This is a genomic window from Pseudomonas sp. PS01298 (assembly GCF_029959745.1).
GTDB classification, from domain to species: Bacteria; Pseudomonadota; Gammaproteobacteria; order Pseudomonadales; family Pseudomonadaceae; genus Aquipseudomonas; species Aquipseudomonas aylmerensis.
The window spans coordinates 18,158-40,192 of record NZ_JASCPP010000022.1; the positions used below are offsets into that span (position 1 = coordinate 18,158).

Consider the following 22,035-nt stretch of genomic DNA (forward strand, 5'->3'; position numbering starts at 1 on the left):
TCATTTTTATTCGCTCTTAGGCATTTCAAAAATCATTTCAAAATAAATATTGAAATATTTTTTTAAATAAATAGCGCGGAATCGATAGGTCGTCAACTACTTTTTCGAGGCCTTTTTTACGTGACTGAGCAGTCTCTTTTTCAGCCGTTTGGTCAGGTCTCTAGAGCAGGCATTCCGGACGTTCGAACCCGCAACGTGAGGCATGACTATTTGCTCGCCAACGCAAAGGACGGCTGCAGAATCGTCGCGGTTTCGCCGGGGCGCACGCGCTTGGCCAGGTGCTGCACCGCTTCGACCACGCGCGCCGTGGCAGTGATCGGCAGCATATGGCCGCGGCCCTCCACCACCTGCATCTTCAAGCCCGGCACCTTGTCGGCGAGTGCCTGGCCGTGCTGGCGAAAGTCCAGCACCTTGTCCCGGGCCCCGTAGATCAGGCTGATGGGCAGCGTCAGCTGCGGGTAGCGCTTGACCATGCCTGGCAGGTAATCATTGACCAGCGCAATCTCGCTGGAGGCGGCGTAGAAATTGTCCGGGCGCATGCCCAGCAGCCCGCCGCCACGGGTGGCGAAATCCTCCGGGGCCGGGTCCGGCGCGAACACGCCCTTGACCACTGCACGGCGGGTCAGCAGGCCCATCGGCACGGTCAGCGTGTGCGACACCCAGCGACGCAGCCAGGCAGGGCGTACTGCCAGCGACCAGAACACCAGCGGCAAGGTCGGTTGGGGATGGGTCAGCGGCGCCACTAGGACCAGGCCTGATACGGCGTCGGGATGGTCGAGGGCCAGCGCCAGGGAAATCGCCCCGCCGAGGGAATGTCCCAGCACCAGGGGCTTATCCAGGCCCAGCGTGTTGATAAACGCCGCGACTTGTCGCGCCTGGGCCGGCAGGTCGGCAGCAGTGCCGGCATGACGGGTGGAATAACCTGACCCCGGACGATCGAGGGTGATCACCCGGAACTGCTCCCGCAACTGCCCGGACAAGGCATAGGTCAGGTTGCGACTGCTGCCCATCAGCCCGTGAATCATCACCAGCGGCGGGCCTTTACCCTCTTCTACATAATGAAAGCGCTCGCCGTTGACCTCCACGAAGCGCCCGTTGATCGGAACAGCGGCTTCAATACGCCGTGTCATCCAGGCACTGACGCCCCACAACAGCGCGCTCACGCCGATAAACACCGCCGCAGCAATCATCCATTCGACAGCCATAGCTCGGTCCTCTGCTTCCCTGCTGCCGGGAACCTGACCGGAATTGATCAGGCCTCGGCCTATCGTCCAACCCTGGACCTAAACTACGTGCAGACCCTGCTCGTCCGTCGGACAAGTCGCACATGAGGAGCCAGTGACTAGCGTAGGCGATATTTTCAGGTAGATTATTTAAAATCTTTTTTAAAATAAATAATTCAATTTTCCTTTGCAATGGTGTTCTATCTAAAAGACAAAACAAAAACAGGAGCACATCCGATGCCTACGAGGGCCTGCCTATGAATGCCCACAGTGATTTGATCGATATCGCCATCATCGGCTCAGGCTTTGCCGGCCTGTGCATGGCCATCAAGCTCAAGGAAGCCGGCTTCACCGACTTCTTTATCGCCGAGCAGGCCGAGACCCTCGGCGGCACCTGGCGAGACAACCACTACCCGGGCTGCGCCTGTGATGTGCAGTCGCACGTGTATTCGTTTTCGTTTGCGCCCAACCCGGACTGGACGCGGCAATTCGCGCCCCAAGCGGAAATCCGTGCTTACCTGGAACGCTGCGCCACGCGCTTCGAGCTCAAGCCCTACCTGCGCTTCGGCATGGGCCTGACACGCGCGGTCTTCGATGAACAGGAGCAACGCTGGCAACTGAGCTTCAACGATGGTCGCCAGGTGAGTGCGCGGGTGCTGGTGTCGGGGATGGGCGGCTTGTCGCGCCCGGCATTGCCGGATATTCCAGGGCTGGAGAACTTCAAGGGCAAACGCTTCCATTCCCAGCAGTGGGACCACGACTACTCGCTGAAAGGCAAGCGCGTGGCGGTGATCGGCACCGGGGCCAGTGCCATTCAGTTTGTGCCGCAGATCGCGCCACAGGTGGCTCACCTGGACCTGTTCCAGCGCACGCCGCCGTGGATCATGCCCAAGCCTGACCGCGCAATTACCCCGTCCGAACGCTGGCTGTTCAAGCACCTGCCCTTCACCCAGCGCCTGGTGCGCGGTGCGTTTTACTGGGCCCTGGAAGGCCGCGTGGTCGGCTTTGCGCTGCATCCGCGGCTGATGAAAATGGTGCAGAAAATCGCCCTGCGCCACCTGCACAAACAAGTCGCCCGCCCTTCCCTGCGCAAGACGTTGACGCCTGACTACACCATCGGCTGCAAGCGCGTGCTGATCTCCAATGACTACTACCCGGCGTTGTCGCGCAGCAATGTCGAGGTAGTGACCGACGCCGTGGCACGCATCGAAGCCGACGGCGTGATCACTGCCGACGGCATCAAGCACCCGGCCGACTGCCTGATTTTCGGCACCGGCTTCCAGGCCACCGATCCCCTGCCCCGCGACTGCATCATTGGGCGTAACGGCGTAGACCTGATGGACACCTGGCACGACGGCGCCCACGCCTACAAAGGCACCACCGTGCCGGGCTATCCCAATCTGTTCCTGATTGTCGGGCCCAATACCGGCCTGGGACACAACTCGATGATCCTGATGATCGAGGCCCAGGTCACTTACATCCTCGACGCGCTTCGGCAGATGCAGCGCCATCGCATTGCCAGTGTGGACGTCAAGCCAGCGGTGGAAAGCGCCTACAACCAGCAACTGCAGGACAAGCTCAAGCGCACCATCTGGAACACCGGCGGATGCCGCAGCTGGTACCTCGACCCGCGCACCGGCAAGAACACCACCTTGTGGCCGGGTTCGACCTGGCGCTTCAAGCAGGTGACCCGCCAGTTTGCGCTCAAGGACTACGTGGCCAGCCTGGTGCCGATCAATGCGCCGACGCGTGCCGTCCAAGCGCCTCACTCCACTGCAGAAGGGAGCCTGTCATGAAGACCTTCAATGGCCGCGTGGCGGCAATTACTGGCGCCGCGTCCGGCATGGGCCGCGCCCTGGCCTTGGCCCTCGCACGGGAAGGCTGCCACCTGGCGCTGTCGGACAAGAACAGCCAAGGGCTGGAGCAGACGCTGGAGATGATCAAGGCCTCGACCCTCTCACCCGTGCACATCACCCTGCAGGTGCTGGATGTTGCCGACCGCCAGGCCATGCAGGATTGGGCCGCGCGCTGTGTGGCCGAACACGGCCAGGTCAACCTGGTGTTCAACAATGCCGGGGTGGCCTTGTCGAGTACTGTCGAAGGCGTCGACTACGCCGACCTGGAGTGGATCGTCGGCATCAATTTCTGGGGCGTGGTCCATGGCACCAAGGCGTTCCTGCCGTATTTGAAAGCGTCCGGCGAGGGCCACGTGATCAACACGTCCAGCGTGTTCGGCCTTTTCGCGCAGCCCGGCATGAGCGGCTACAACGCCACCAAGTTCGCCGTGCGCGGCTTTACCGAATCCCTGCGCCAGGAGCTCGACCTGCAGCGCTGCGGCGTCTCGGCCACCTGCGTGCACCCGGGCGGTATTCGCACCGATATCTGCCGCAGCAGCCGAATCGACGCGAACATGACCGGCTTTCTGATCCACAGCGAACAGCAGGCCCGCGCCGACTTCGAAAAGCTCTTCATCACTGACGCCGACCAGGCCGCCAAGGTGATCCTGCACGGCGTGCGCAAAAACAAACGCCGCGTGCTGATTGGCCGCGACGCGTACTTTCTCGACCTGCTCGCCCGCTGCCTGCCGGCGGCGTACCAGGTGCTGGTGGTGTTCGCCAGCCGGCGCATGGCGCCCAAGCCGCGCACGCCAGTGTTTGAAACCAACGACGAGCCCAGACTCTGAACAGGAGCACGCACCATGTTGCCGATCCGTCGCGATATTCATTTCGACCTGCCTGCCGAGCGCATCACCAATTGGCACGAACAGGGCCCGTTCATCACGCATTTCTTCAACGCCCTGTCGCTGCTGTTTCCCCAGGGCGAGCTGTTTTTCATGGACAGCGTGCGCCATTACCGCCAGCGCATCGATGATCCGCACCTGAAGAAAGAGATCCAGGGATTTATCGGCCAGGAGGCCATGCACAGCCGTGAACACGTGGCCTACAACGACTTGTTGCAAGCAGCGGGCCTGCCCGCCCACACCCTGGACCGGCGCCTGAAATTCATCCTCGACCTGCAAAAGAAACACTTCGCGCCGTCGTTCAACCTGGCGATCACCATCGCGCTTGAACACTACACGGCGATGCTCGCGGAAATCCTGCTGAGCGACCCGTCACGCTTTGGCGACTCGCTCAAGGGCTACCAACAGATGTGGTACTGGCACGCGCTGGAAGAAACCGAGCACAAGGCCGTGGCCTTCGATGTGTGGAACCGCGTGATCAAGCCCGGCACCAAACGCTACCTGCTGCGCACCGGCACCATGCTGACCACCACGGTGTTCTTCTGGCTGGTGGTGCTGGATTTCCACGTGCGCCTGCTGATTGCCGACCGCCAGTCCGTGGGATTCCTCAAGGGGTTCTGGCGCATGCTGAAGTTTCTCTACGGACCCAAGGGGGTTTTCCCACGGATGCTGGTGCCCTGGCTGCACTACTTCAAACCCGGCTTCCATCCCTGGGACCACGACAACCGCGCGCGCCTGGCGGCGATCGACGGCCTGGTCGAGGACATCGAACAGACCCGGCGCAGCTATTAAACCTTCGCCAGGTCCGCGCGCTCGCGTACAAAGCCTTGCAACTGATCGCCGGGCAGCGCCTTGCTGAAATACCAGCCCTGGATAATCAATTCGGTGCCGCCGTTCAGGAAAGCCAACTGCTCGGCGGTTTCCACCCCCTCCACCACCACGCCCAGGTTCAGCGCCTCGCAAAAGCGCAGCATGCCGGTCATCACCTGGGCGCCCTTGGGGTCGTGCTGGGCGACCACGAAGCTGCGGTCGATCTTGATAAAGTCCACCGGGAACTGGTGCAGGTAGCTCAACGCCGAAAACCCGGTACCAAAGTCGTCGATATACACCTTGGCGCCAATGGCCTGCAGCTTCTGGATGATCTGGCGGGTAGCCTGGATGTCCGAGACCAGCGCATCTTCGGTGATCTCCACCGAGACCTGGCCATGGGCCTGGGCCAGGATCTCCACCAGACGCTCGCCATAGGCGGCGTCGGTCAGGGTGGCGCTGGAAATATTGATGGTCATCGGCAACCCGAAGCCCAGCTTCTGCCACTTCTGGTATTGGCGCACCGCCTGCGACGCCACCCACATATCCACGTCCGGCATCAGCCGCGCCTGGGCCAGCCATTGCAGGAACTCCCACGGCGAATGCACGGTGCCCTGGGCGTCGCGCGCGCGCATCAACGCCTCGCAACCGGTGCACAGCCCGGTCCGGGTCGAGACCTGGGGCTGGAATTCGAGGTAGAACTCATAGTCGCTGATCTGCTGGATATGGCTCAGCTCGCTGGCCTGGCGCGCCAGGGTCCGGTGGGACGCCAATACCGGGTCCAGTTCGCGCAGCCGGCCTTTTTCCTCCAGCCCACGGAAGGTCATGTCCAGGGACTTGAGGTAGACCGTGCCGCCTTCGGTGGCCTGGCGATGAATCGCCCGGACATACGGCGCATACACCAGCGTGCCCAAGGCCAGCAGCGCGATTTGCAGCGCGACGGCCGCGACATCGCCGTGGGTGCTGAGGTAGGCGTTGAGCAGCACCGGTGCGGTGAACGGCACGCTCGCCACAGCCGGCGACACCCAGCCCATTTGCACCACCGTCAGCGCCACCGTCGCATTCAGCGCGGGCACAATCAAAAAGGGTATGAACAGGCGTGGGTTGAGAATGATCGGCAAGCCGAACAGCAGCACCTCGCTGACGTTGAACAGCGACAGCGGCACACTCGCCATCGCCACCAGGCGCATGGACTGGCTCTTGGAAAACAGCAGGATCGCCACCAGCAGGCACAACGCGCCACCGGAGCCACCGATAAACGCAAAACAGCCCAGCAAGCCACCGTTCAGCACATACTTGATCGGCTCGCCCGCCACCAACGCCGCACCGTTGAGGGCCACCGCCTGGTCAAGCACATTGAACAGCGGCTGCATCGCGTACACGCCGTGAATCCCGAAAAACCACAACAGCGAGTTCATCAGGGTCACGAATAAACCACTGCCGTAGGGCGACTCCAGTGCATCCAGCACTTGCGGCCCCTGGATCTGCGCGACGTAAGGAACCTGCAACAACAAGGACAGCACCAGCACCAGCGCCAAGGCCGTGATCGCTCCGGGCAGCACCATGTTGATCGTGCCCCTGAGGTTGTGCCCGACCAGGTCTTCATTGACCAGGCGTGTCCAGCGGTACCGGTGCAGCCAGGCAATGGCCGGCACATTGAGCAGCGGCGAGGCGATGGCGATAAACAGCACGAACGTCGCCGAGGCCCGGGGGTATTCGCGCAGGATAAACGTCGCCACCACCACATGGGCGAGGCACAGGAATGCCACCGGCAATTGCGGCAGCCGATGCTGGATCGCCAACATGTAGCCGATGGACGCACCGACCAGCAGTGGAATCACCGAACTGATCTGGTTGTGCAGCGCGGCCAGGAACGCCACCACTTGTGGGTCGAAGCCCAGCACACGGGCGAACTCGGACAGGATCAGAAAAGCGGCCGAGACCAGCAGGCACGGCAGGATCCACAACAACCCTTCGCGGATCGCGCGCAGCGACTCGGTACTGGCCAAGGCGGCCAGACGTTGGGTAAAGAAAAGTTTGAACAGCGTTTGCGCCATGACCCGTCCCTCTGCCCATCGCACCCTGCCCGTGGCTGGCAGGCCTGAAAACCCTGCGTAACGCTACACGTCCTGATGCCGGGAGCGAAAGGCTTTTGCCGCGGCACACGCAACATTCCCCGCTCACGCTGTCCGTTGACGCTTGTCGGGTACGGTCAGTTAGCCCATCCTTTGCCGTGTCATTCTCGAACGGACTCGAGCCCAGGCCTTGCTCCGTGTGTCTTATCCACGATCAAGGTGCCTGTTGATGCGACGAATCCTGCCCCTCATGACCGGCGCGCTGCTGGGTCTTTCAACCACCGTGGCCAACGCTGCCGAAGCCAGCTTTGCCGACGCCCAAGCCAGTGACCCGGCCCGCCTCCAGTGGATGGTCGGTGCTCCGCCACCGCCGGAGCGAACCCTGCGATTTGAAGATGGCAGCTATTTTCGCTTCCCGGCCATGCGCTGGAGCGTGGCGAACTTTCGTCAATTGATGCCCACGATCAATGTGTCCCGTGGGCTCGGTGCGAGCACGGCGTTGCCCCGGCGTCTTGACCCGCGCATCGACGAACTGCGCGTCGTACCCAATGGCGCCAGCCAAGCGTTGACCTGGCGCCAGAGCCTGGATGCCACCTACACCGATGGCATTGTTGTACTGCACCGCGGGGCCGTGGTGTACGAGCGCTATTTCGGCGTGTTGAAAGAAGACGGGCAACATGCGGCAATGTCCGTGACCAAATCGGTGATCGGCACACTGGGCGCCATGCTCGTCGCCGAGGGCACCCTCGATGCGCAGGCAAAGGTCGCGACTTATGTGCCCGAACTGGCGAACTCCGCGTTCGGCAGTGCCACGCTAGAGCAGGTGCTGAACATGACTACGGCACTGGACTACAGCGAAGACTATGCCGACCCCACGGCAGAGGTCTGGGCCCATGCCCAGGCCGGCAATCCGCTGCCCAAGCCCAAGGACTACGTCGGGCCGCGCAGCTACTTCGAGTTCCTGCAAACCGTCAGGCAGCGCGGCGAACATGGACAGGCGTTCGGCTACAAGACCGTCAACACCGACGTGCTCGGTTGGGTGATCGCGCGTGCCACCGGCCGCAACGTTGCCCAACTGCTCAGCGAACGCATCTGGAGCCGCCTGGGCAGTGAACAGGATGCCTATTTCACCGTCGACTCCATCGGCACACCGTTCGCCGGTGGTGGCTTGAACGCCGGGCTGCGCGACATGGCGCGCTTTGGCGAGATGCTACGTAACAACGGGCGCTACAACGGCGAGCAAATCGTGCCCGAGGCGGTGCTGAAAACGATTCGCCAGGGCGGCGACAAACAGGCTTTTGCCCAGGCAGGCTATAGTCAATTGAAAGGCTGGAGCTACCGCGCCATGTGGTGGGTCACCCACAACCCGGATGGCGCCTTCATGGCGCGCGGGGTCCATGGCCAGAGTATCTATATCGATCCTGCGGCCGAGATGGTGATTGTGCGGTTCGCCTCCCATCCGATCGCGGCCAATGCGGCCAATGACGCCGTCACGTTGCCGGCATACGAGGCCATGGCGCGTTATCTGTTGGCACAGCCGGGGGCTTGATCTGCGCCAGTTCAGGGCTGCGGCGTAGGCGCTCCACTCGACGTGCTGTTCCTCCCGAAGGAGCGGGAGTCCGACATCAAGGAGGTTCGCTCATCATGCAAGACAAACTTTTGCGCCCGTTACTGTTCAACGCCGTGCTTTGGCTGTGCGGCATCACCCTATTGTTCACGGTCAGGGACATCATCGGACGGTTCAACGCCCCTATCGACGATGGCTTGCTGGACCTTGCCCTGGTGCTGGCCGCCTACGTGCTACTGTTTTTGCTGGAACCGATACGTTGCCGGATCAGCCGCCACATGCGAAAACACCTACAGCGCCGAGCCCGTCGTCACACGCACTAAACACTACCAGTCCCACAGGAGTACACCTTTGTCACCACCCGGCGATAACCACCAGCTTGCACTGGACAGATTCTTGAGCGAACACCCGGACGTGGCCATGCAACTGGACACCCTCAACCCCTTGGCCGCCCAGGCCAAGGGCGAAACCCTGGCACAGTACCGAGCCGAACGGCTGCATGAAGCGTTCGAAGCAGAAGCCGAAAACCAAGGCCTGTTCGCCTGGGAGCTGACCCTCAAACTCACCAGCGACTCCAGCGAGATCTTTGAAGCCCAGCGCCGCGAAGTGCACAAGGAGGTCGCGCAGATGGCCGGGCTGAGTTGGCACGAGTACTGCCAATTGCATGACTTTCCACCGGAGCCTTGAACTAGAGAAACCAGCGCCGCCGAGGGCCAGCCAGCGCCTCGCGCAACTCGGCGATGCTCACGTTCCGCTGCTCCGGATCGGCCGCCAGGGCTGAACGCAGCGCCGGCCAACAGTGCCTGGGCAAACGTCGTGGCCGTGGCAGCTGCAGATCAAGCTGGCGCCCGCCGAGGCGCTGCCCCTGGGCCAAGTCATACAGCACACACGCAGCGCCATACAGATCGGTACGGGCCGACAGTGCGCCACCGGCGATCAGTTCCGGTGCCGCATACGCCGGTGTCCAGGCGTTCAAGCGGCCCCGGCTCAAGCCCGGCAGCCCCGCCGCTTCCTGCGCTTCGGCGTAACCCAGGCCGAAATCGAACAAGCGCAGCCCCTGCTCTCCCAGCATGATATTGGCGGGTTTCACATCGCCATGCAGGATGCCTTGCCGATGGCTGCAGGCGAGCGCGTCGAGCAGTTGCAAGGCCAGGGGCTGCAGTTCATGCCACGGCAATCCTTGCAAGCAGCCCTTGAGCACCCGGTCCAGGGTCATGCCCTGCATCAGCTCCATGGTAAAGAATGCCAGCTGATGAACCGTATCGACCTCGAAAGCGAACGCCCGTACCACGTGGTCATGCCGCACGCTGCGGGTCAGGGCGAATTCGCTGTAGAGCAACACATGGGCATCGGAAGACGCGGACAATGTCTCGCCCAACACCTTCAGCGCGATGCCGGCGCTGGGCTCGCCAAACGCCTCATGCAGCAGGTCGCGGGCACGATAGACCACGCCCATGCCCCCACTGCCGAGTATGCGCTCCAGTTGATAACGCCCCGCCAGCAGATTCGGCAAGGCTGCAGCGACGCTCATGGCTGGATCACCACAGCGGTGAGGTCATCCCGCGCCGGCCCGCGCAACACTTCGCTGAACAAGCGCTCCACCACTTGCCAGGGTGCGTCCAGGCTCATGGCGCTGCCAAGTTGACCATGGCTGAGCCCTTGGTAGAGCCCATCGCTGCACAACAAAAACACATCGCCTGGGCGCGTGCGCAGTTCCAGGACCTCCAGGCTCAGCGGTCGGCGCGCGCCAATCGCACGGGTCAAGGCCCTGGCGCTCGGGTGGGCCTGGGCTTGCTCCAGGCTCAGTTGCTGCGTGTCCATCAGTTGCTGTTGCAGCGAATGGTCACGCGACAGTTGATACAGGCGCTGCCCACGCCACAGGTAGCAGCGGCTGTCCCCGGCCCAGATGCAGGCCGCACGGCTGGCTTCAAGCAGCAAGGCGACCACCGTACTGCCAACGATGCCCGGTTGCGCAAGCACCTGGCCCAACTGACTGTCGAGCCCGCGCAGGCAAACCCGGACCGCCTCGATGCGTTGCTCGAAAGAGCCACCCTCAGGCAACGCCGCCAGGCTACTGATCACCCGCTGGCTGGCCACGTCCCCCGACTGGTGGCCGCCCATTCCATCCGCCACCGCCCAACAACCGGCCTGCGGTGCATCGAGAAAAGCGTCCTCGTTGCGCGAGCGCGCCTTGCCTTGCAGGGTACGCCCGGCGCTGCGCCAGGCCGGTCGTTGGCTCACAACTGCTCCGGCAAGCGGAAGGTGCGCCAGGCCGCCATCTGGAACGGGCTGGGATTGCGCTGGCTGGTCAGCAGGTAATTGGCGCGCAGGCCGGCAAGGTCGGCCTTGATGATCTGCGCTTCCCTGCCGCTGGCCGGCTCACTCTGCATCAGATCGAACAGGCGAAACAGCGACCAGTCCCCGTTGTTCTTTTCAATCCCCAGTGGCCGTTGCGCACCGCGCTCCAGCACCAGGCTGCTGCGCCGGTTGTCCGCCTCGCCAGGCCATTGAAAGGCCATCGGCACGATCGGACCATGACGGTATTTTAACTGCTGCTCACCCACCTGCAGGATCGCCCGGCTCACCGCCTGGTCCAGGCTATAGGGCGCCAGGGTGAATCGAACCGCCCACTCCCCCTGCTCCTCGGTGAAAAAACCCTGGCGAATGATCTGGGCCTTGTTGAGTTGTTCCAGCAGTGAACGCGACATCGGCAGGCTGCGCCCATCCACGCTTCGCAAGCGAAAACGCGCACCCTCGACGCTGACGAAAGGCCGCAGGTAGCCCTCATGGAAGCGCGCCATTGCCCCCCGCGGTTTGAAAAACTCCTGGAAATCGCCCAAGGCAACATCACTGCCGGCATGCGCATTGAACGGGTATCGACGCTGGATCGCCTTGGCGTAAAAAGCGTAAACCTCACTGTGGTAACGCTGGTTCACGTGCCGATACGCGTCATCGAGCAGGTGACGCCAGGTCTGGTCAGCAATGCCTTCGACCCAGCCCTTGAGCGGCAACGGCAGGCGCGTAGCGGCATCGCGCAGGTTGCTCAACAGCGGCTGCTGCCCCTCCATGCGTTGCTTGGCCAGTTTGAACGCGGCCTGCTCCGGCGAGCTTTCCCGGTTCAGCGCCGACAGTTGCAGGTGTAATTCATCGAGCAGGCGCAATGCCTGTGTGAGCTTGGCGCCTGGATTTTGCGTTTCATCAAGCAGTTGATGCAAAGGCTCGAAGCGACGCTGTAGCGCGCGCCGGGCGGCATCGGGGACGACCTGCGCGAGCAAGGCGCCAGGCACTGCCACACCTGCTGCGCCCGCCTGCTGGCCGATCGCGTCAAGCCGTTCATGGATCGGCAACAGCTGAGTGTTTTCACGGACCTGCTGCAACAACTGGACCCATGCAGACTGGGCTGATGTGAGGCTTGCAAGCTGGTCGGCCACTTGCCTCAGGTCGTCGCTTTCCTGCAGCCGGATGCGGCTGAGGGCCTGGCTCCAGGCATCGGCATACTCACTGAAGTAGCGCTGCTCCAACGCCAGCATCAAGCTGCGCAAATCCATGGGACTGAGGTCGGTGCCCTCTCCGAGCACCCAGTTGTCCTGGGCGATTGCATTCACCAGTCGGGGGCCCTGCTTCTCGAAATACTGCAGGTATCTCTTGGTGTAGAAGCCGGGGATGGGCGGCTCCAGTGGGGAGAACACCGGACTCTCGGCCAACCGGTAAGGTTCGAGGTTGCTGGCCTGCTCGCGCAATGTCCGGTAGACCACGTCTGCCAGCGACTCACCGCGCAATACCTGGCGCGCCTGGGCCACGAGCGCCTTGTTCACGGGCACTGCGAACGCTTGCTCCAGCAACCGCGCAAAGTGCTCATTCAACCGCGTCTGCACTGACATATCCCCGGCATAACGCGCAGACCACAGGCCAGCCAGATGCTCGGTCAACCAGCGGGTGTCGCGCCGCTCGCGCAGATTGATCATCAGGTACGCGCGCAGGGTCTCCAGCAGTCGTTCACGCTCGCCAAGGCTGTTCTGCAACTGCTCCTCCAGCAGGCGGCTCACCTGCGGCAGCAGTTGCTGAAGCAGGGTTTCTTCATAGGCGTTGGCCAACACCGGCCGACTCACCTGCCCCTGGTACAACCCGGCCCGATCCACCCAGCGCACCTCTGCCAACGGGGCAAACACCCGCGTCGCCGCCAGGCGATTGTCCAGCAGCGCCAGCAATACCAGGGTCTCGTCTGCACCGGGTGGCGTGGGTGGCGCAGGCTTGAGCAGCTCCGGCAGTTGCGCCAGGCGTTGATGGTTGAACGAATAACTGTGCCCCCACAACACCGCCGCAGCGCCGAGGACCAACGCTGCCGTCAACGCCAGCAATCCTTGGCGTCGTCGCAGGCGATGCCGTTCCGGAGCCTGCAGCCCGGCAAGGTCGGCCCCGGCGAAAATCACGCGGTTGAACAGGGCTTGGACAAAATGCGCGCGCACCTCGCTCGTCTTCGCACAAGTCAGGTAGAACCCGTGCAACCCATTGATACGCTGGTAGCGATGAGCGGAAAACGCCGCCTCGACGAACAGGCACAAGCGCTCGCCGAGACGGGCAGCCTGCCGTGGGAAATCGAGAATCAGGCCACGTCGCTCGATGTTTCGCTCCTGGTGCAAACGCGGGATCAACTCCGCCCCAAGGCGTTGCAACAGTGCCTCGAACGCGGCTCTCACCTGGGCGATCTCCACGCCGGCACCGTCGGTCTCCAGGCGCCCGCCGAAGACGTCCTCCGGGCCGTCGCCTTGCAGCACATCAAAGAATTCGGCAAAGCCCGCCAACCGGTCGGCCTGGGTCAACACCAAGTAAACCGGCACATCCACGTGCAAACTTTGCTGGATGTCCTGCAGGCGGCTATGCACATGACGCGCCTGCATTTCCAGATCATGCTCATTGCTGCCCAGCAACGTGTCCACCGACAACGTCACCACCACGCCATTGAGCGGCCGCGCCCTGCGCCGTGCCTTCAGCAGACCCAGCAATGTCAACCATCCGGCCGCATCCACTGAAGGGTCAGGCTGAGTCAGGTAGCGGCCGGCAGTCTCCACCAGCACCGCTTCGTCGGCGAAATACCAATCACAGCAGGAGGTTGCCCCCAGAGCGGCGGGCCCGGTTCGATCAAGCGGACCTTGCAGACCACTGGCGGCCAGCAAGTGAGTCTTGCCGCTGCCCTGTTGCCCGATCAGCAAATACCAGGGCAACTCGCTGCGCCAACGCTCGCTGCGCTCACCGTAGCGGCGGGTGCTTTTCAGTGTCTGCAGCGCCTCCTTGAAGCGTCCGCGCACCTGCTGGCGTTCATTGCTGATCAGCCCTTGGTGCTGATGCTTCGCCTGGTGTTCCGGCTGGTTGAGCCGCGCTGACCGGCGTGCATCCACCAACACCATTGCCAGCCCCCACAGCAGGAACAAGCCACTGATGCTCAGCAGGCGCGCCGTCGCACTGTGCCAGAAACGATAGTCATCGACGGCCAGCAATGGCCCGAAGCACCACACCAGCAGCGCGCCGGCGAACACCAGCAACAGGCTCCAGACCCAGATTTTGCGCAGCACCCTGCCCGCGCCCTTGAAGAATGCGTTCATTCCTTGCTCCCAGCGTTACAAGGGCGTTCGAGCCTGAGCCGACGCCAACAGTTGAAGAGGTTGCAGCACCGTCATGCGTTCCTTGCCCAGTACCCAGGCAAAACCCAGGTACATCGCCAGCACAGCGGCCAACCCTACAGCCACGACCGCAGGGGTAGAGAGCATGCGTATTCGAGAATGGCGGCCCTGCGCTGCACCGGACGGTGCGGCCATCGAGGGACGATCACCCCGCACATGCTTGATCTGTCGGTACAAGGCATCCCTCACCGAATCGAGCTGGGCCCCGCCTCGCTCCATGACACGGTATTTGCCTTCAAAGCCGATCGACAGGCAGAGGTACATCAACTCCAGCAGCGCCACGTGCTTGAAGGGATCACGCGACAGCCGCTCAAGCAGCTGGAAAAATTTCTCGCCGCCAAACGTTTCATTGTGAAAGCGACTCAACAGGCTTATCCGCGGCCACTCACTGCGACTGCCCCACGCCGTGGTGACCACCGCCTCGTCAATCACACTGCACAACACATAACGCGCCGACATCACCTGGCCCGCCTCGCCGCCCTGTTGCAAGGCATGCGCCTCAAACATCGCCACGCCGGATGACAGCCGCTCATTGAGGGCCTGCAGGTTTTCACGCCCGGCGCTGGCCTTGAGCTGTACCACCTGCGACAGCAGTTCCCACGCCGCCGCCAACAACGCATTGGGGCCCATATTGAAGCGCTGGGCCTCCTGCAGGCGGGCGGTGTAGATCATCCGGTCTTCCAGTTGCTCGAAGCGCGGTGGCGAGGGAGCGTCCGTCAACGGCCCCTGCGCCGGTCCGACCCCATCGCGATCAAGCAGCACGGTTTTCTCATCCTGTGCGTATTCACTTTCCCTGTTCATGGCAGTCAGTTCCTAATGGCCCAGAAGTTGAGTTCCAGCTCGGCGAACTCGCCGCTGGCATGGAAGGCAAAACCACCCGATTGCTCCAACTGCGTGATGTCACGGGCACTGAGTTCGAGCATGAAATAGGTCTTGTTGGCGTGAAACGGAATTTGTCGCGGCGCCACCGGCAGTGGCTTGACCTTGATACCGGCGAGATGCAGGTTGACCAGTTCGCGGATGCGCTCCACCGGGCCGATCTTCAGGTGGGCGGGCAGTCGATGGCGCAGCTCTTGCGCATCACACTGCGCGGCGGCTGCCAGGATAAACGTCGCCGTCCCGAGTAACTTGAGATCACTCACCGGGCAGACCAGCACCCCGTACTGGCGCGGTTGCAACACCAGCTCAATGGCATGCTGTTCGAGCACCGACGACAGCACGGCGCGCAAGCCGACCATCAAGCCGCGAAAGCTCGCACCCTGGTCGGCGTGCCGGTAATGCACGTCCCATTGCGCACGCTTGCTATCGGTCGCAAACGTCGATAGCTCGCCGAGTATCGAGAGCAACTCGCGGTACACCGCCTCTGGACGAACCTGGGTCTGGCCCAGGTCGTGACGCACAATCAGTTCGGCGCGATTGATCAGTTGCAGCATCAGAAAGTCGCCGACCTGTGCGCCTGCGGAGGTGCCATTACCCTGGACGCGCGCGGCGATCGCATCGCCACGGCTTGCAAGGAGACTGATCACCTCCTTGACGCACGACGAGACATAGCCGGCCTCCTGGAGATAGATGAACGTCGGGACGAAATCCGTGTCCAGCCGCACCCCGCCTTCGCGGGTCGAGTCCAGCAACTGGGCGACCTGCAGTTTCACGTAGCACGGGTCACTGGCCTGTTCTCCCAGGATCAGGCGCAGGTCCGGGCGTGCACAGTTGATCTGGCAGCGCGAGTCGACGCCGGCGTTGGAATCGCCAATCTCGGTTTCACAGGCCACATAGCGCGCCAGCACATCGATTTGCTCAGGGTTGCGCACTTCAATCTGATTCAAGGTCACCAAGGGCAAGGCCAGGTACACGGCTTGCGGGCCAGCGTCGGCGGGTACCTGCAACACCAGGGGTTGCATCGCGCCGCTCAGCTCGAACAGGCTGCCGTCCGGCAATACACCACTGGCCTGGTTGACCACCACCTTGCCCAGATTGAGGTACTGCAAGTCGACTTCCAGGGTGAGGAACCCCCAGGCATCACCGGCCAGTAACCGAGTGCGGTTGAGCTGCTGATGGTAGTAGCGATCGTTGTGCTGCAAATGCTGGGGCTTGAGCAGCATGCCTTCGCGCCAGATAACGTTATGCACCTGCATCTCAATCCTCCTGCCTGTCGGTGTGCGGGACGGCGAAACGAATACCGGTCTGGTCCAGCACCAGGTCGGCACGCGTCAGGTGCGCAGGCATGACCGGCAACACCAGCCGCCATTGCACCTGGGGCAAGTCGCGATAGGCCGCCAGGATGCCGACGTAACGACTGTTCGGCCCAACGCCAAGCTTGAGCGCCAACCGCTCCCCGGGCCGCAGTGTCAGTTCTTCGCTGCTGACCCAGTCTTTGGGCAGGGACTGTTCGGCCCGGCCATACAGGCTGAAAAAGTCGGCATGCTCGAATGCCACGGGATGCCGCAGCTCGAGCAAATGCACGACCACCGGCGAAGGACGGCCATGAAGATCGGGGTTGACCTCGTCGCTGGCCGTCAACGTCAGGTCCAGCTTGGTCAGGGTCGAAAAAGGCGACACGCTGCTGCAACCGACCAACAGGCCCAGCGCTACTACCATTGATGCAAATCGATACATGAACATCATCCCGGGTACGCCGCGTGCAGGGTGGAGATCAGGCGCACCTGCTCCGTGTAGGCTTTGGAAAAATCAATGCGCAATAGCGGCTCCTCCGGACAGGCCTCATCGCTCAACCGACGGTAGTGGCGTTGGTAAGCGCGCCAGTGCGCGCCATCGGTGAGCAAACGGCGCGGCTTACCCTCGCGTTCGAAACACAGCAGCAGATGGCCTGGCGCAAAGCGCGCGAATGCGCTGCGCACGGCGGTACGGCAAGCCACGACCAGGGCCAGTTGATGCACTTGCAATTCCTGCCACGCCTGGACGACCGACCGCTCGGCCTGGCATTGGCGCGGATCGCCACCACCCAACAGCGACGCGAGGGCCGTCTGGGGATCGCCGCAGTCTTTCAAGGGGTTCTGACGCATCACCGAAGTGCAGCCATCCAGGCCCATCTCGGTGTACAGCTCGTCGCGGGTTCGCAGGCCTTGCTGCAAACCATCGATGGTTTGCCTGAGCAACCCGGCGGCCTTGATCGCCAGGGCTTCGCGCTCGGGAATATCGAGCATATCCACCTGCATGCCCAACGCCTCGCCGAACTGCGCCCAGAAGGTCTCTGTGGTTGCCGGGGCAATCCTGTCGGGTTGTGGCGACTCAATCTCCCTGACCGGCTCAGCCCACTGAGGCACGACCAGGTGGTCATGGTCCACAGCCCGGTGATCCATCGAGTGACCGACCGCGTCTGTGCACGTGTCCAACGCGTCCAGCTCCGGCGCTGATTCGCCACCGCGTTGTTCACGCTCCAGCGCTTGGAGCGGGTCCAACCCTAGGAACGCATCGTCGGGAATGGGTTGCCCCTGGACGCCTGGATGGCGCTGATGTCCGATCAGCCGGGCTCGAATCTGCGTCGCGCCCAGTTGGTACACATCGCCCTCGTTGATCAACCGCGCCTGCCCCTTGCAGAGGCGCTCCACACTGCCGGACACACCGATACCGTTGCTGCTGATATCGGTGAGGAAGTAGCCACCATCACGGTAGCTGACCAGGCCATGGTGACTGGAAATCAACCGCGCGGTGTCCGGAATGATCCAGTCACACGCCTTGCCTCGACCGATCACGCCGCCGATGCCGTCAAACGTTTTGCGCGCCGGCAACTCACCCCTCGCGGCTTCACACACTTCAAGCACTAATTGCATTGCAGGACCTCCCTGTTCAATGGCCGCGACGGGCCGCCTGGGGATCACCCAACGGACGATAGTCAGCATCATCAAAGACATAATTGGCGTTGCAGCCACCCAGCAAACACAACACAAGCACCACGGCTTGCCACGGACGAAAAGGCATCAGGTTCCTCCCAGGGAAATCAGGTATGCGCACGCACTCATTCAGCCCTCCTCGCGGGCATCGCCCATGGGAATCTTCAGGCGGGCCAGCCGATAGAGCAGCGTGCGGCGCGCGACGCCCAGCTCGCGAGCGGTACGCGTGCGATTGCCACGGTTCTTGTGCAGGCAGTCGATCAGGAATACGCGCTCCACCCTCTCCAGGCGTTGGCGCAACGTGGTGTCGACGGGTTCATCGGTGGGAACCGCTGACAAGGACAGGTGCTCCGGCAGGATCACGCCGTCGTCACAGAGCAGCACCGCGCGCTCCACCAGGCACTTGAGTTCGCGCACATTGCCGGGAAAACCATGCCTGGAGAGCTGATCCAGCGCAGCACTCGACCACTCCACGGGCGCGCGCCCCAGGGCAGTGCAGGCCTGTTGCGTGAAATCACGCGCCAGCAGCAGTACATCCCCATCGCGTTCACGCAGGGCCGGCAGTTCAATCGGAAATTGCGCCAGCCGGTAGTACAGGTCTTCGCGAAAGGTCCCTTGTGCGACCATCGCAGCGAGGTCTCGATGGGTCGCGGCAATGATGCGTACATCGACTTTATGCGCCGCTGTGGACCCCAATGGGCGAATTTCACCTTCCTGCAATACCCGCAACAGTTTGGCCTGCAGCGACAGCGGCATATCGCCGATCTCGTCCAGGAGCAAAGTGCCACCGTGCGCCGTATCAAACAGCCCTGCGTGGTTGCGTTCGGCGCCTGTGAAGGCGCCCTTGCGGTAACCGAACAGTTCGCTTTCCAGCAGGCCTTCCGGAACGGCCGCGCAGTTTTGCACCACAAAAGCCTTGCTGCTGCGCGGCCCCGCGGCATGGATGGCGCGTGCCACCACCTCTTTGCCGGTACCGGTTTCGCCGCGCAGCAGCACCGTGTATGGGGTCCCCATCACCTTGGCGATCAGTCGACAGGTGGCATCCATGGCCGTGCTGTTGCCGATCAAGCCCAACGCCGCGCGAGGAACGGGCGCACAGTCCTGCGGCTGCGCGACACTTTGCGCAGTGCGCATCCGTCGCAGCAACGCCAGTTGCATCAAGGCGAAGCTCGCCAGATGGCCGAGGGAAACGCTGTAGTCCTGCAACGGTTTCGAGTGGTGGCTCGCACACAGCAATACGCCCGCGAGGGTCTTCTGCCGGTTGAACAGCGGCACGCACAACAATGAATGCCAAGGCGTCGCCATCGCGGGCAAGAACCCGGTGTCGTAGACGCTGGTCGGCAGGTCATCAATGCAAAGGCCCTTTCGCTGACTGAGCACATGCTGCAGCACTTGCTCACCCTGGGAGTCCGCGTTTAAAACCGGCCCGGCGGCCGGCAGTCCCGCAGGCAAATGCTCGGCAATCAGCCGCAGTCCGCCGGTTGTCTCGTTGCGCCAATACAATTGGCTGAGTTCGCACTGACTCAGTTGCGCGGCCGCCTCGACACACAGACCCGCCAACGTCGTCTCGTCGCCATCGATGCCCAGGCGCGCGAACCACGCCAGCAGCGCCTCGGCGTAGGCCACGGGATGGGTCAGCGGGTTCAAGCGGTCATCCCTCATTGGCTGAACTCGCAGCTGGGCTCGTCACGGCTGCCCAGGCCGGCATGCACCCGCGACAGGGGCTCGCCACTGGCCATGGCCTCCAGCAACCGATCCACCACCTGTGGCAGCAAGTGGATCTCGATCCATTGATCGATATACCGGGCACCGCTGTCACCATGGGTACACCGCTCAGCCATGTGCGCCACCAGCTCAGGCGTGTAGCTGAAGGCGAGCTTGCGCAGTTGCAGCCTTTGCCCGAGGCGCTCCAACTTGAGCCGGGCCATTTCATGCAGCAGCTCACCGGTGAGCGGGTAGTACGGCACCACCCGCATCCGCGCCAGCAGTGCAGGCTTGAAGTGGGCACGCAGCAGCGGTTCAAGCGCGTCTTGCAGCACCTGCACATCCGGGCGCCGGCCACCCGCGCACAAGTCGCCGACGGCCTCACTGCCGAGGTTGGAGGTCATCAGGAACAACGTGTTGCGAAAATCCACCTCCCGCCCTTCGCCGTCATTGGCCAGCCCCTTGTCGAAAATCTGATAGAACAGGTTCAACACGTCCGGGTCGGCTTTCTCCACCTCATCGAGCAGCACCACTGAATACGGACGTTGGCGTACGGCTTGCGTGAGCACCCCGCCCTCGCCATAGCCGATATAGCCAGGTGGTGCGCCAATCAGCCGCGACAGCGCATGTTTTTCCTGATACTCGGTCATGTTGAGGGTGGTGACGAAACGCTCGCCGCCGTACAGCAGGTCACCAAGGGCCAGGGCCGTCTCGGTCTTGCCCACGCCACTCGGGCCCACCAGCAGGAACACCCCGACGGGTGCGTCGACCTTGTTGAGCCCGGCGGCCACCGCGCGCAGGTTGCGATCAAGGGCCTGTACGGCTTGCTCCTGGCCAAGGAGGCGCGAACGCAGCGCGTCGGCAAACCCCATAACCCGCTCATTGGTCTCAAGGGCCAGCTGTTCAACGGGGATGCCGGTCCAGGCGCTGATGACCTGCGCGACCAGGCGCGGGCACACGTGTTGCGCAGACGCTTGCCGCTCCAGCCACTGTTGCTCCAGCGGCTGCCGCTCGCATTCCACTGCCGCCATGCGCAGGTTCAACCCCTGCCAGGCCTGTTCATCGACGACAAGCCCGGTGTCCCTGTCACGGCTCAACGCCTGGTGCTGCAGCGCACCTGCCGCCTGTTCGGCATACAGGCGTTGCAACACTTCGGGCGCGCTGTCCCGGCTGGTGCGCAAGCGTGCACAGGCGGTGTCCAGCACATCCACCGCCTTGTCCGGCAACTGACGCCCTGCCAGGTAACGGGCGCTCAACTGTGCAGCCGCAACGACGGCATCGTCACGAACGTAGACCCCATGGCTGCGCTCATACACCGGCACCAATCCGCGCAGGATCGAAATCGCCTGGTCGACACTCGGCTCACCGATGAGCACCGGCTGAAAACGCCGTGCCAGCGCAGGATCCTTTTCAAAGTACTGTTTGTATTCCCTCCACGTGGTCGCGGCGATGGTGCGCAACTCGCCACGCGCCAGGGCCGGCTTGAGCAGGTTGGCCGCGTCCGAGGACCCGGCCTGGGCGCCCGCCCCGACCAACGTATGAGCCTCGTCGATAAACAGGATCACCGGTTGCGCCGACGCGTTGATCTCATCGATCACACCCTTGAGGCGCCGTTCGAACTCACCCTTGATACTGGCACCGGCCTGGAGCAAGCCCAGGTCCAGCGTCAGCACTCGTACACCCTTGAGAGGTTCGGGCACCTGCGAGCTGACCACACGCAAGGCGAGGCCTTCGACAACTGCGGTTTTCCCCACCCCGGCTTCGCCGACAAGAATCGGGTTGTTCTTGCGCCGGCGCACAAGGATGTCGATCAGTTGCCGGATCTCGGCATCGCGACACAACACCGGGTCGATACGCCCGTCCTGGGCCTGCCGCGTCAAGTCGTGGGTAAAGCGTTCCAGCAAGGATTCGCCATTCGGTGCGCAGGGACGCCGAGGTGCCTGGGCCATCAGAAAATCCTGCACACGCCGCGTGTCCAATCGGCTCATCACCGCCTGATAGCCACTGCCCGCGTGCTCCAACGGATGGCGCAACAGCGCCAGCAACAAGGCGCCATGATCAACTTCGGTGTGTTTGAGCTCCAGGTGGGCAACCATCCAGGCTTGTTGCAGCCATTGCACCAGCGCCAGGGCAAATACCGGGTTGCGTGACGCGCTCGACTCGCCCTTGGGTTGCAAGGTGGCTCGCAGCTCGCCGGCGTCGATCCCTGCATCCGCCAACGCTTGCATCAGAAGGCCTTCGTGATCGTCCAGCAAGGCCAACAGCAAGTCTTCCACCAGCACTTGCGTGCCGCCGCGAGCCACACAACGCTCGGCTGAACGGGCAAGGTCCTGGCGGGCTTGGGCGTTCAACGTCTGGATCAGGTGTTGCAGGTCCACATTCATCATGAT

General features: G+C 62.8%; 18 protein-coding genes. 6 read left to right on the forward strand and 12 right to left on the reverse strand.

Features of this window, described 5'->3' with window-relative positions:
* Nucleotides 1-206: 206 nt before the first annotated feature.
* Entirely contained in the window at nucleotides 207-1,205 is a 999-nt protein-coding gene (locus tag QMX97_RS10870) for an alpha/beta hydrolase (protein WP_065907841.1), read from the reverse strand.
* Between the two features lie 275 nt (nucleotides 1,206-1,480).
* Here QMX97_RS10870 and QMX97_RS10875 point away from each other — a divergent pair, with 275 nt between their 5' ends.
* Genes QMX97_RS10875 through QMX97_RS10885 form a run of 3 tightly spaced genes read left to right on the forward strand, consistent with a single transcriptional unit; the run spans nucleotide 1,481 to nucleotide 4,755 of the window.
* The gene (locus tag QMX97_RS10875) at nucleotides 1,481-3,019 is read left to right on the forward strand and encodes an NAD(P)/FAD-dependent oxidoreductase (protein WP_282396908.1); all 1,539 of its coding nucleotides are present in this window, start codon (nucleotides 1,481-1,483) and stop codon (nucleotides 3,017-3,019) included.
* On the forward strand, nucleotides 3,016-3,906 hold the full coding sequence (locus QMX97_RS10880) for an SDR family NAD(P)-dependent oxidoreductase (RefSeq protein ID WP_282396909.1): 891 nt from the start codon (nucleotides 3,016-3,018) through the stop codon (nucleotides 3,904-3,906). Before QMX97_RS10875 ends, QMX97_RS10880 begins: the two co-directional genes overlap by 4 nt.
* 15 nt (nucleotides 3,907-3,921) lie before the next feature.
* Nucleotides 3,922-4,755, forward strand: coding sequence for a metal-dependent hydrolase (locus QMX97_RS10885; RefSeq protein ID WP_282396910.1), 834 nt, complete (start codon nucleotides 3,922-3,924; stop codon nucleotides 4,753-4,755).
* On the opposite strand, the gene QMX97_RS10890 is transcribed toward QMX97_RS10885, so the two are convergent.
* Nucleotides 4,752-6,827 (reverse strand): EAL domain-containing protein, encoded by a 2,076-nt coding sequence (locus QMX97_RS10890; protein ID WP_282396911.1) that lies wholly within the window; start codon nucleotides 6,825-6,827, stop codon nucleotides 4,752-4,754. The genes QMX97_RS10885 and QMX97_RS10890 overlap by 4 nt on opposite strands.
* A 247-nt stretch (nucleotides 6,828-7,074) precedes the next feature.
* Between QMX97_RS10890 and QMX97_RS10895 the strand changes: the two genes are divergently transcribed.
* The 3 genes from QMX97_RS10895 (at nucleotide 7,075) to QMX97_RS10905 (ending at nucleotide 9,099) form a co-directional block, all read left to right on the forward strand.
* On the forward strand, nucleotides 7,075-8,394 hold the full coding sequence (locus tag QMX97_RS10895; RefSeq protein ID WP_282396912.1) for a serine hydrolase: 1,320 nt from the start codon (nucleotides 7,075-7,077) through the stop codon (nucleotides 8,392-8,394).
* Between the two features lie 95 nt (nucleotides 8,395-8,489).
* On the forward strand, nucleotides 8,490-8,735 hold the full coding sequence (locus QMX97_RS10900) for a hypothetical protein (RefSeq protein ID WP_106803602.1): 246 nt from the start codon (nucleotides 8,490-8,492) through the stop codon (nucleotides 8,733-8,735).
* Between the two features lie 28 nt (nucleotides 8,736-8,763).
* Entirely contained in the window at nucleotides 8,764-9,099 is a 336-nt protein-coding gene (locus QMX97_RS10905) for a DUF6388 family protein (RefSeq protein WP_282396913.1), read from the forward strand.
* Nucleotide 9,100: 1 nt separating this feature from the next.
* On the opposite strand, the gene QMX97_RS10910 is transcribed toward QMX97_RS10905, so the two are convergent.
* The 10 genes from QMX97_RS10910 to QMX97_RS10955 are packed head-to-tail and all read right to left on the reverse strand — an operon-like array spanning nucleotide 9,101 to nucleotide 22,032.
* Complete coding sequence (locus QMX97_RS10910) at nucleotides 9,101-9,943, reverse strand: serine/threonine-protein kinase (protein ID WP_282396914.1); 843 nt, start codon at nucleotides 9,941-9,943, stop codon at nucleotides 9,101-9,103.
* Nucleotides 9,940-10,653 (reverse strand): PP2C family serine/threonine-protein phosphatase, encoded by a 714-nt coding sequence (locus tag QMX97_RS10915; protein WP_106803600.1) that lies wholly within the window; start codon nucleotides 10,651-10,653, stop codon nucleotides 9,940-9,942. The genes QMX97_RS10910 and QMX97_RS10915 overlap by 4 nt, the downstream gene beginning before the upstream one ends.
* Nucleotides 10,650-14,012, reverse strand: coding sequence for a type VI secretion system membrane subunit TssM (gene tssM / locus QMX97_RS10920; RefSeq protein ID WP_282396915.1), 3,363 nt, complete (start codon nucleotides 14,010-14,012; stop codon nucleotides 10,650-10,652). The genes QMX97_RS10915 and tssM overlap by 4 nt, the downstream gene beginning before the upstream one ends.
* Before the next feature lie 15 nt (nucleotides 14,013-14,027).
* Nucleotides 14,028-14,891: a type IVB secretion system protein IcmH/DotU gene (gene icmH / locus QMX97_RS10925; RefSeq protein ID WP_282396916.1), complete on the reverse strand. Its 864-nt coding sequence runs from the start codon at nucleotides 14,889-14,891 to the stop codon at nucleotides 14,028-14,030.
* A 5-nt stretch (nucleotides 14,892-14,896) separates the two neighbouring features.
* Nucleotides 14,897-16,225: a type VI secretion system baseplate subunit TssK gene (tssK, locus tag QMX97_RS10930; protein ID WP_282396917.1), complete on the reverse strand. Its 1,329-nt coding sequence runs from the start codon at nucleotides 16,223-16,225 to the stop codon at nucleotides 14,897-14,899.
* Nucleotide 16,226: 1 nt separating this feature from the next.
* Nucleotides 16,227-16,706: a type VI secretion system lipoprotein TssJ gene (gene tssJ, locus QMX97_RS10935; protein ID WP_282396918.1), complete on the reverse strand. Its 480-nt coding sequence runs from the start codon at nucleotides 16,704-16,706 to the stop codon at nucleotides 16,227-16,229.
* Between the two features lie 5 nt (nucleotides 16,707-16,711).
* Nucleotides 16,712-17,881, reverse strand: a complete 1,170-nt coding sequence (gene tagH, locus QMX97_RS10940) for a type VI secretion system-associated FHA domain protein TagH (RefSeq protein WP_282396919.1) — start codon at nucleotides 17,879-17,881, stop codon at nucleotides 16,712-16,714.
* Nucleotides 17,882-17,897: 16 nt separating this feature from the next.
* Nucleotides 17,898-18,029: a type VI secretion protein gene (locus QMX97_RS10945; protein ID WP_242485911.1), complete on the reverse strand. Its 132-nt coding sequence runs from the start codon at nucleotides 18,027-18,029 to the stop codon at nucleotides 17,898-17,900.
* 41 nt (nucleotides 18,030-18,070) lie between these two features.
* The gene (locus QMX97_RS10950) at nucleotides 18,071-19,603 is read right to left on the reverse strand and encodes a sigma 54-interacting transcriptional regulator (RefSeq protein ID WP_282396920.1); all 1,533 of its coding nucleotides are present in this window, start codon (nucleotides 19,601-19,603) and stop codon (nucleotides 18,071-18,073) included.
* Complete coding sequence (locus QMX97_RS10955) at nucleotides 19,600-22,032, reverse strand: AAA family ATPase (RefSeq protein WP_282396921.1); 2,433 nt, start codon at nucleotides 22,030-22,032, stop codon at nucleotides 19,600-19,602. The genes QMX97_RS10950 and QMX97_RS10955 overlap by 4 nt, the downstream gene beginning before the upstream one ends.
* Between the last annotated feature and the right edge of the window lie 3 nt (nucleotides 22,033-22,035).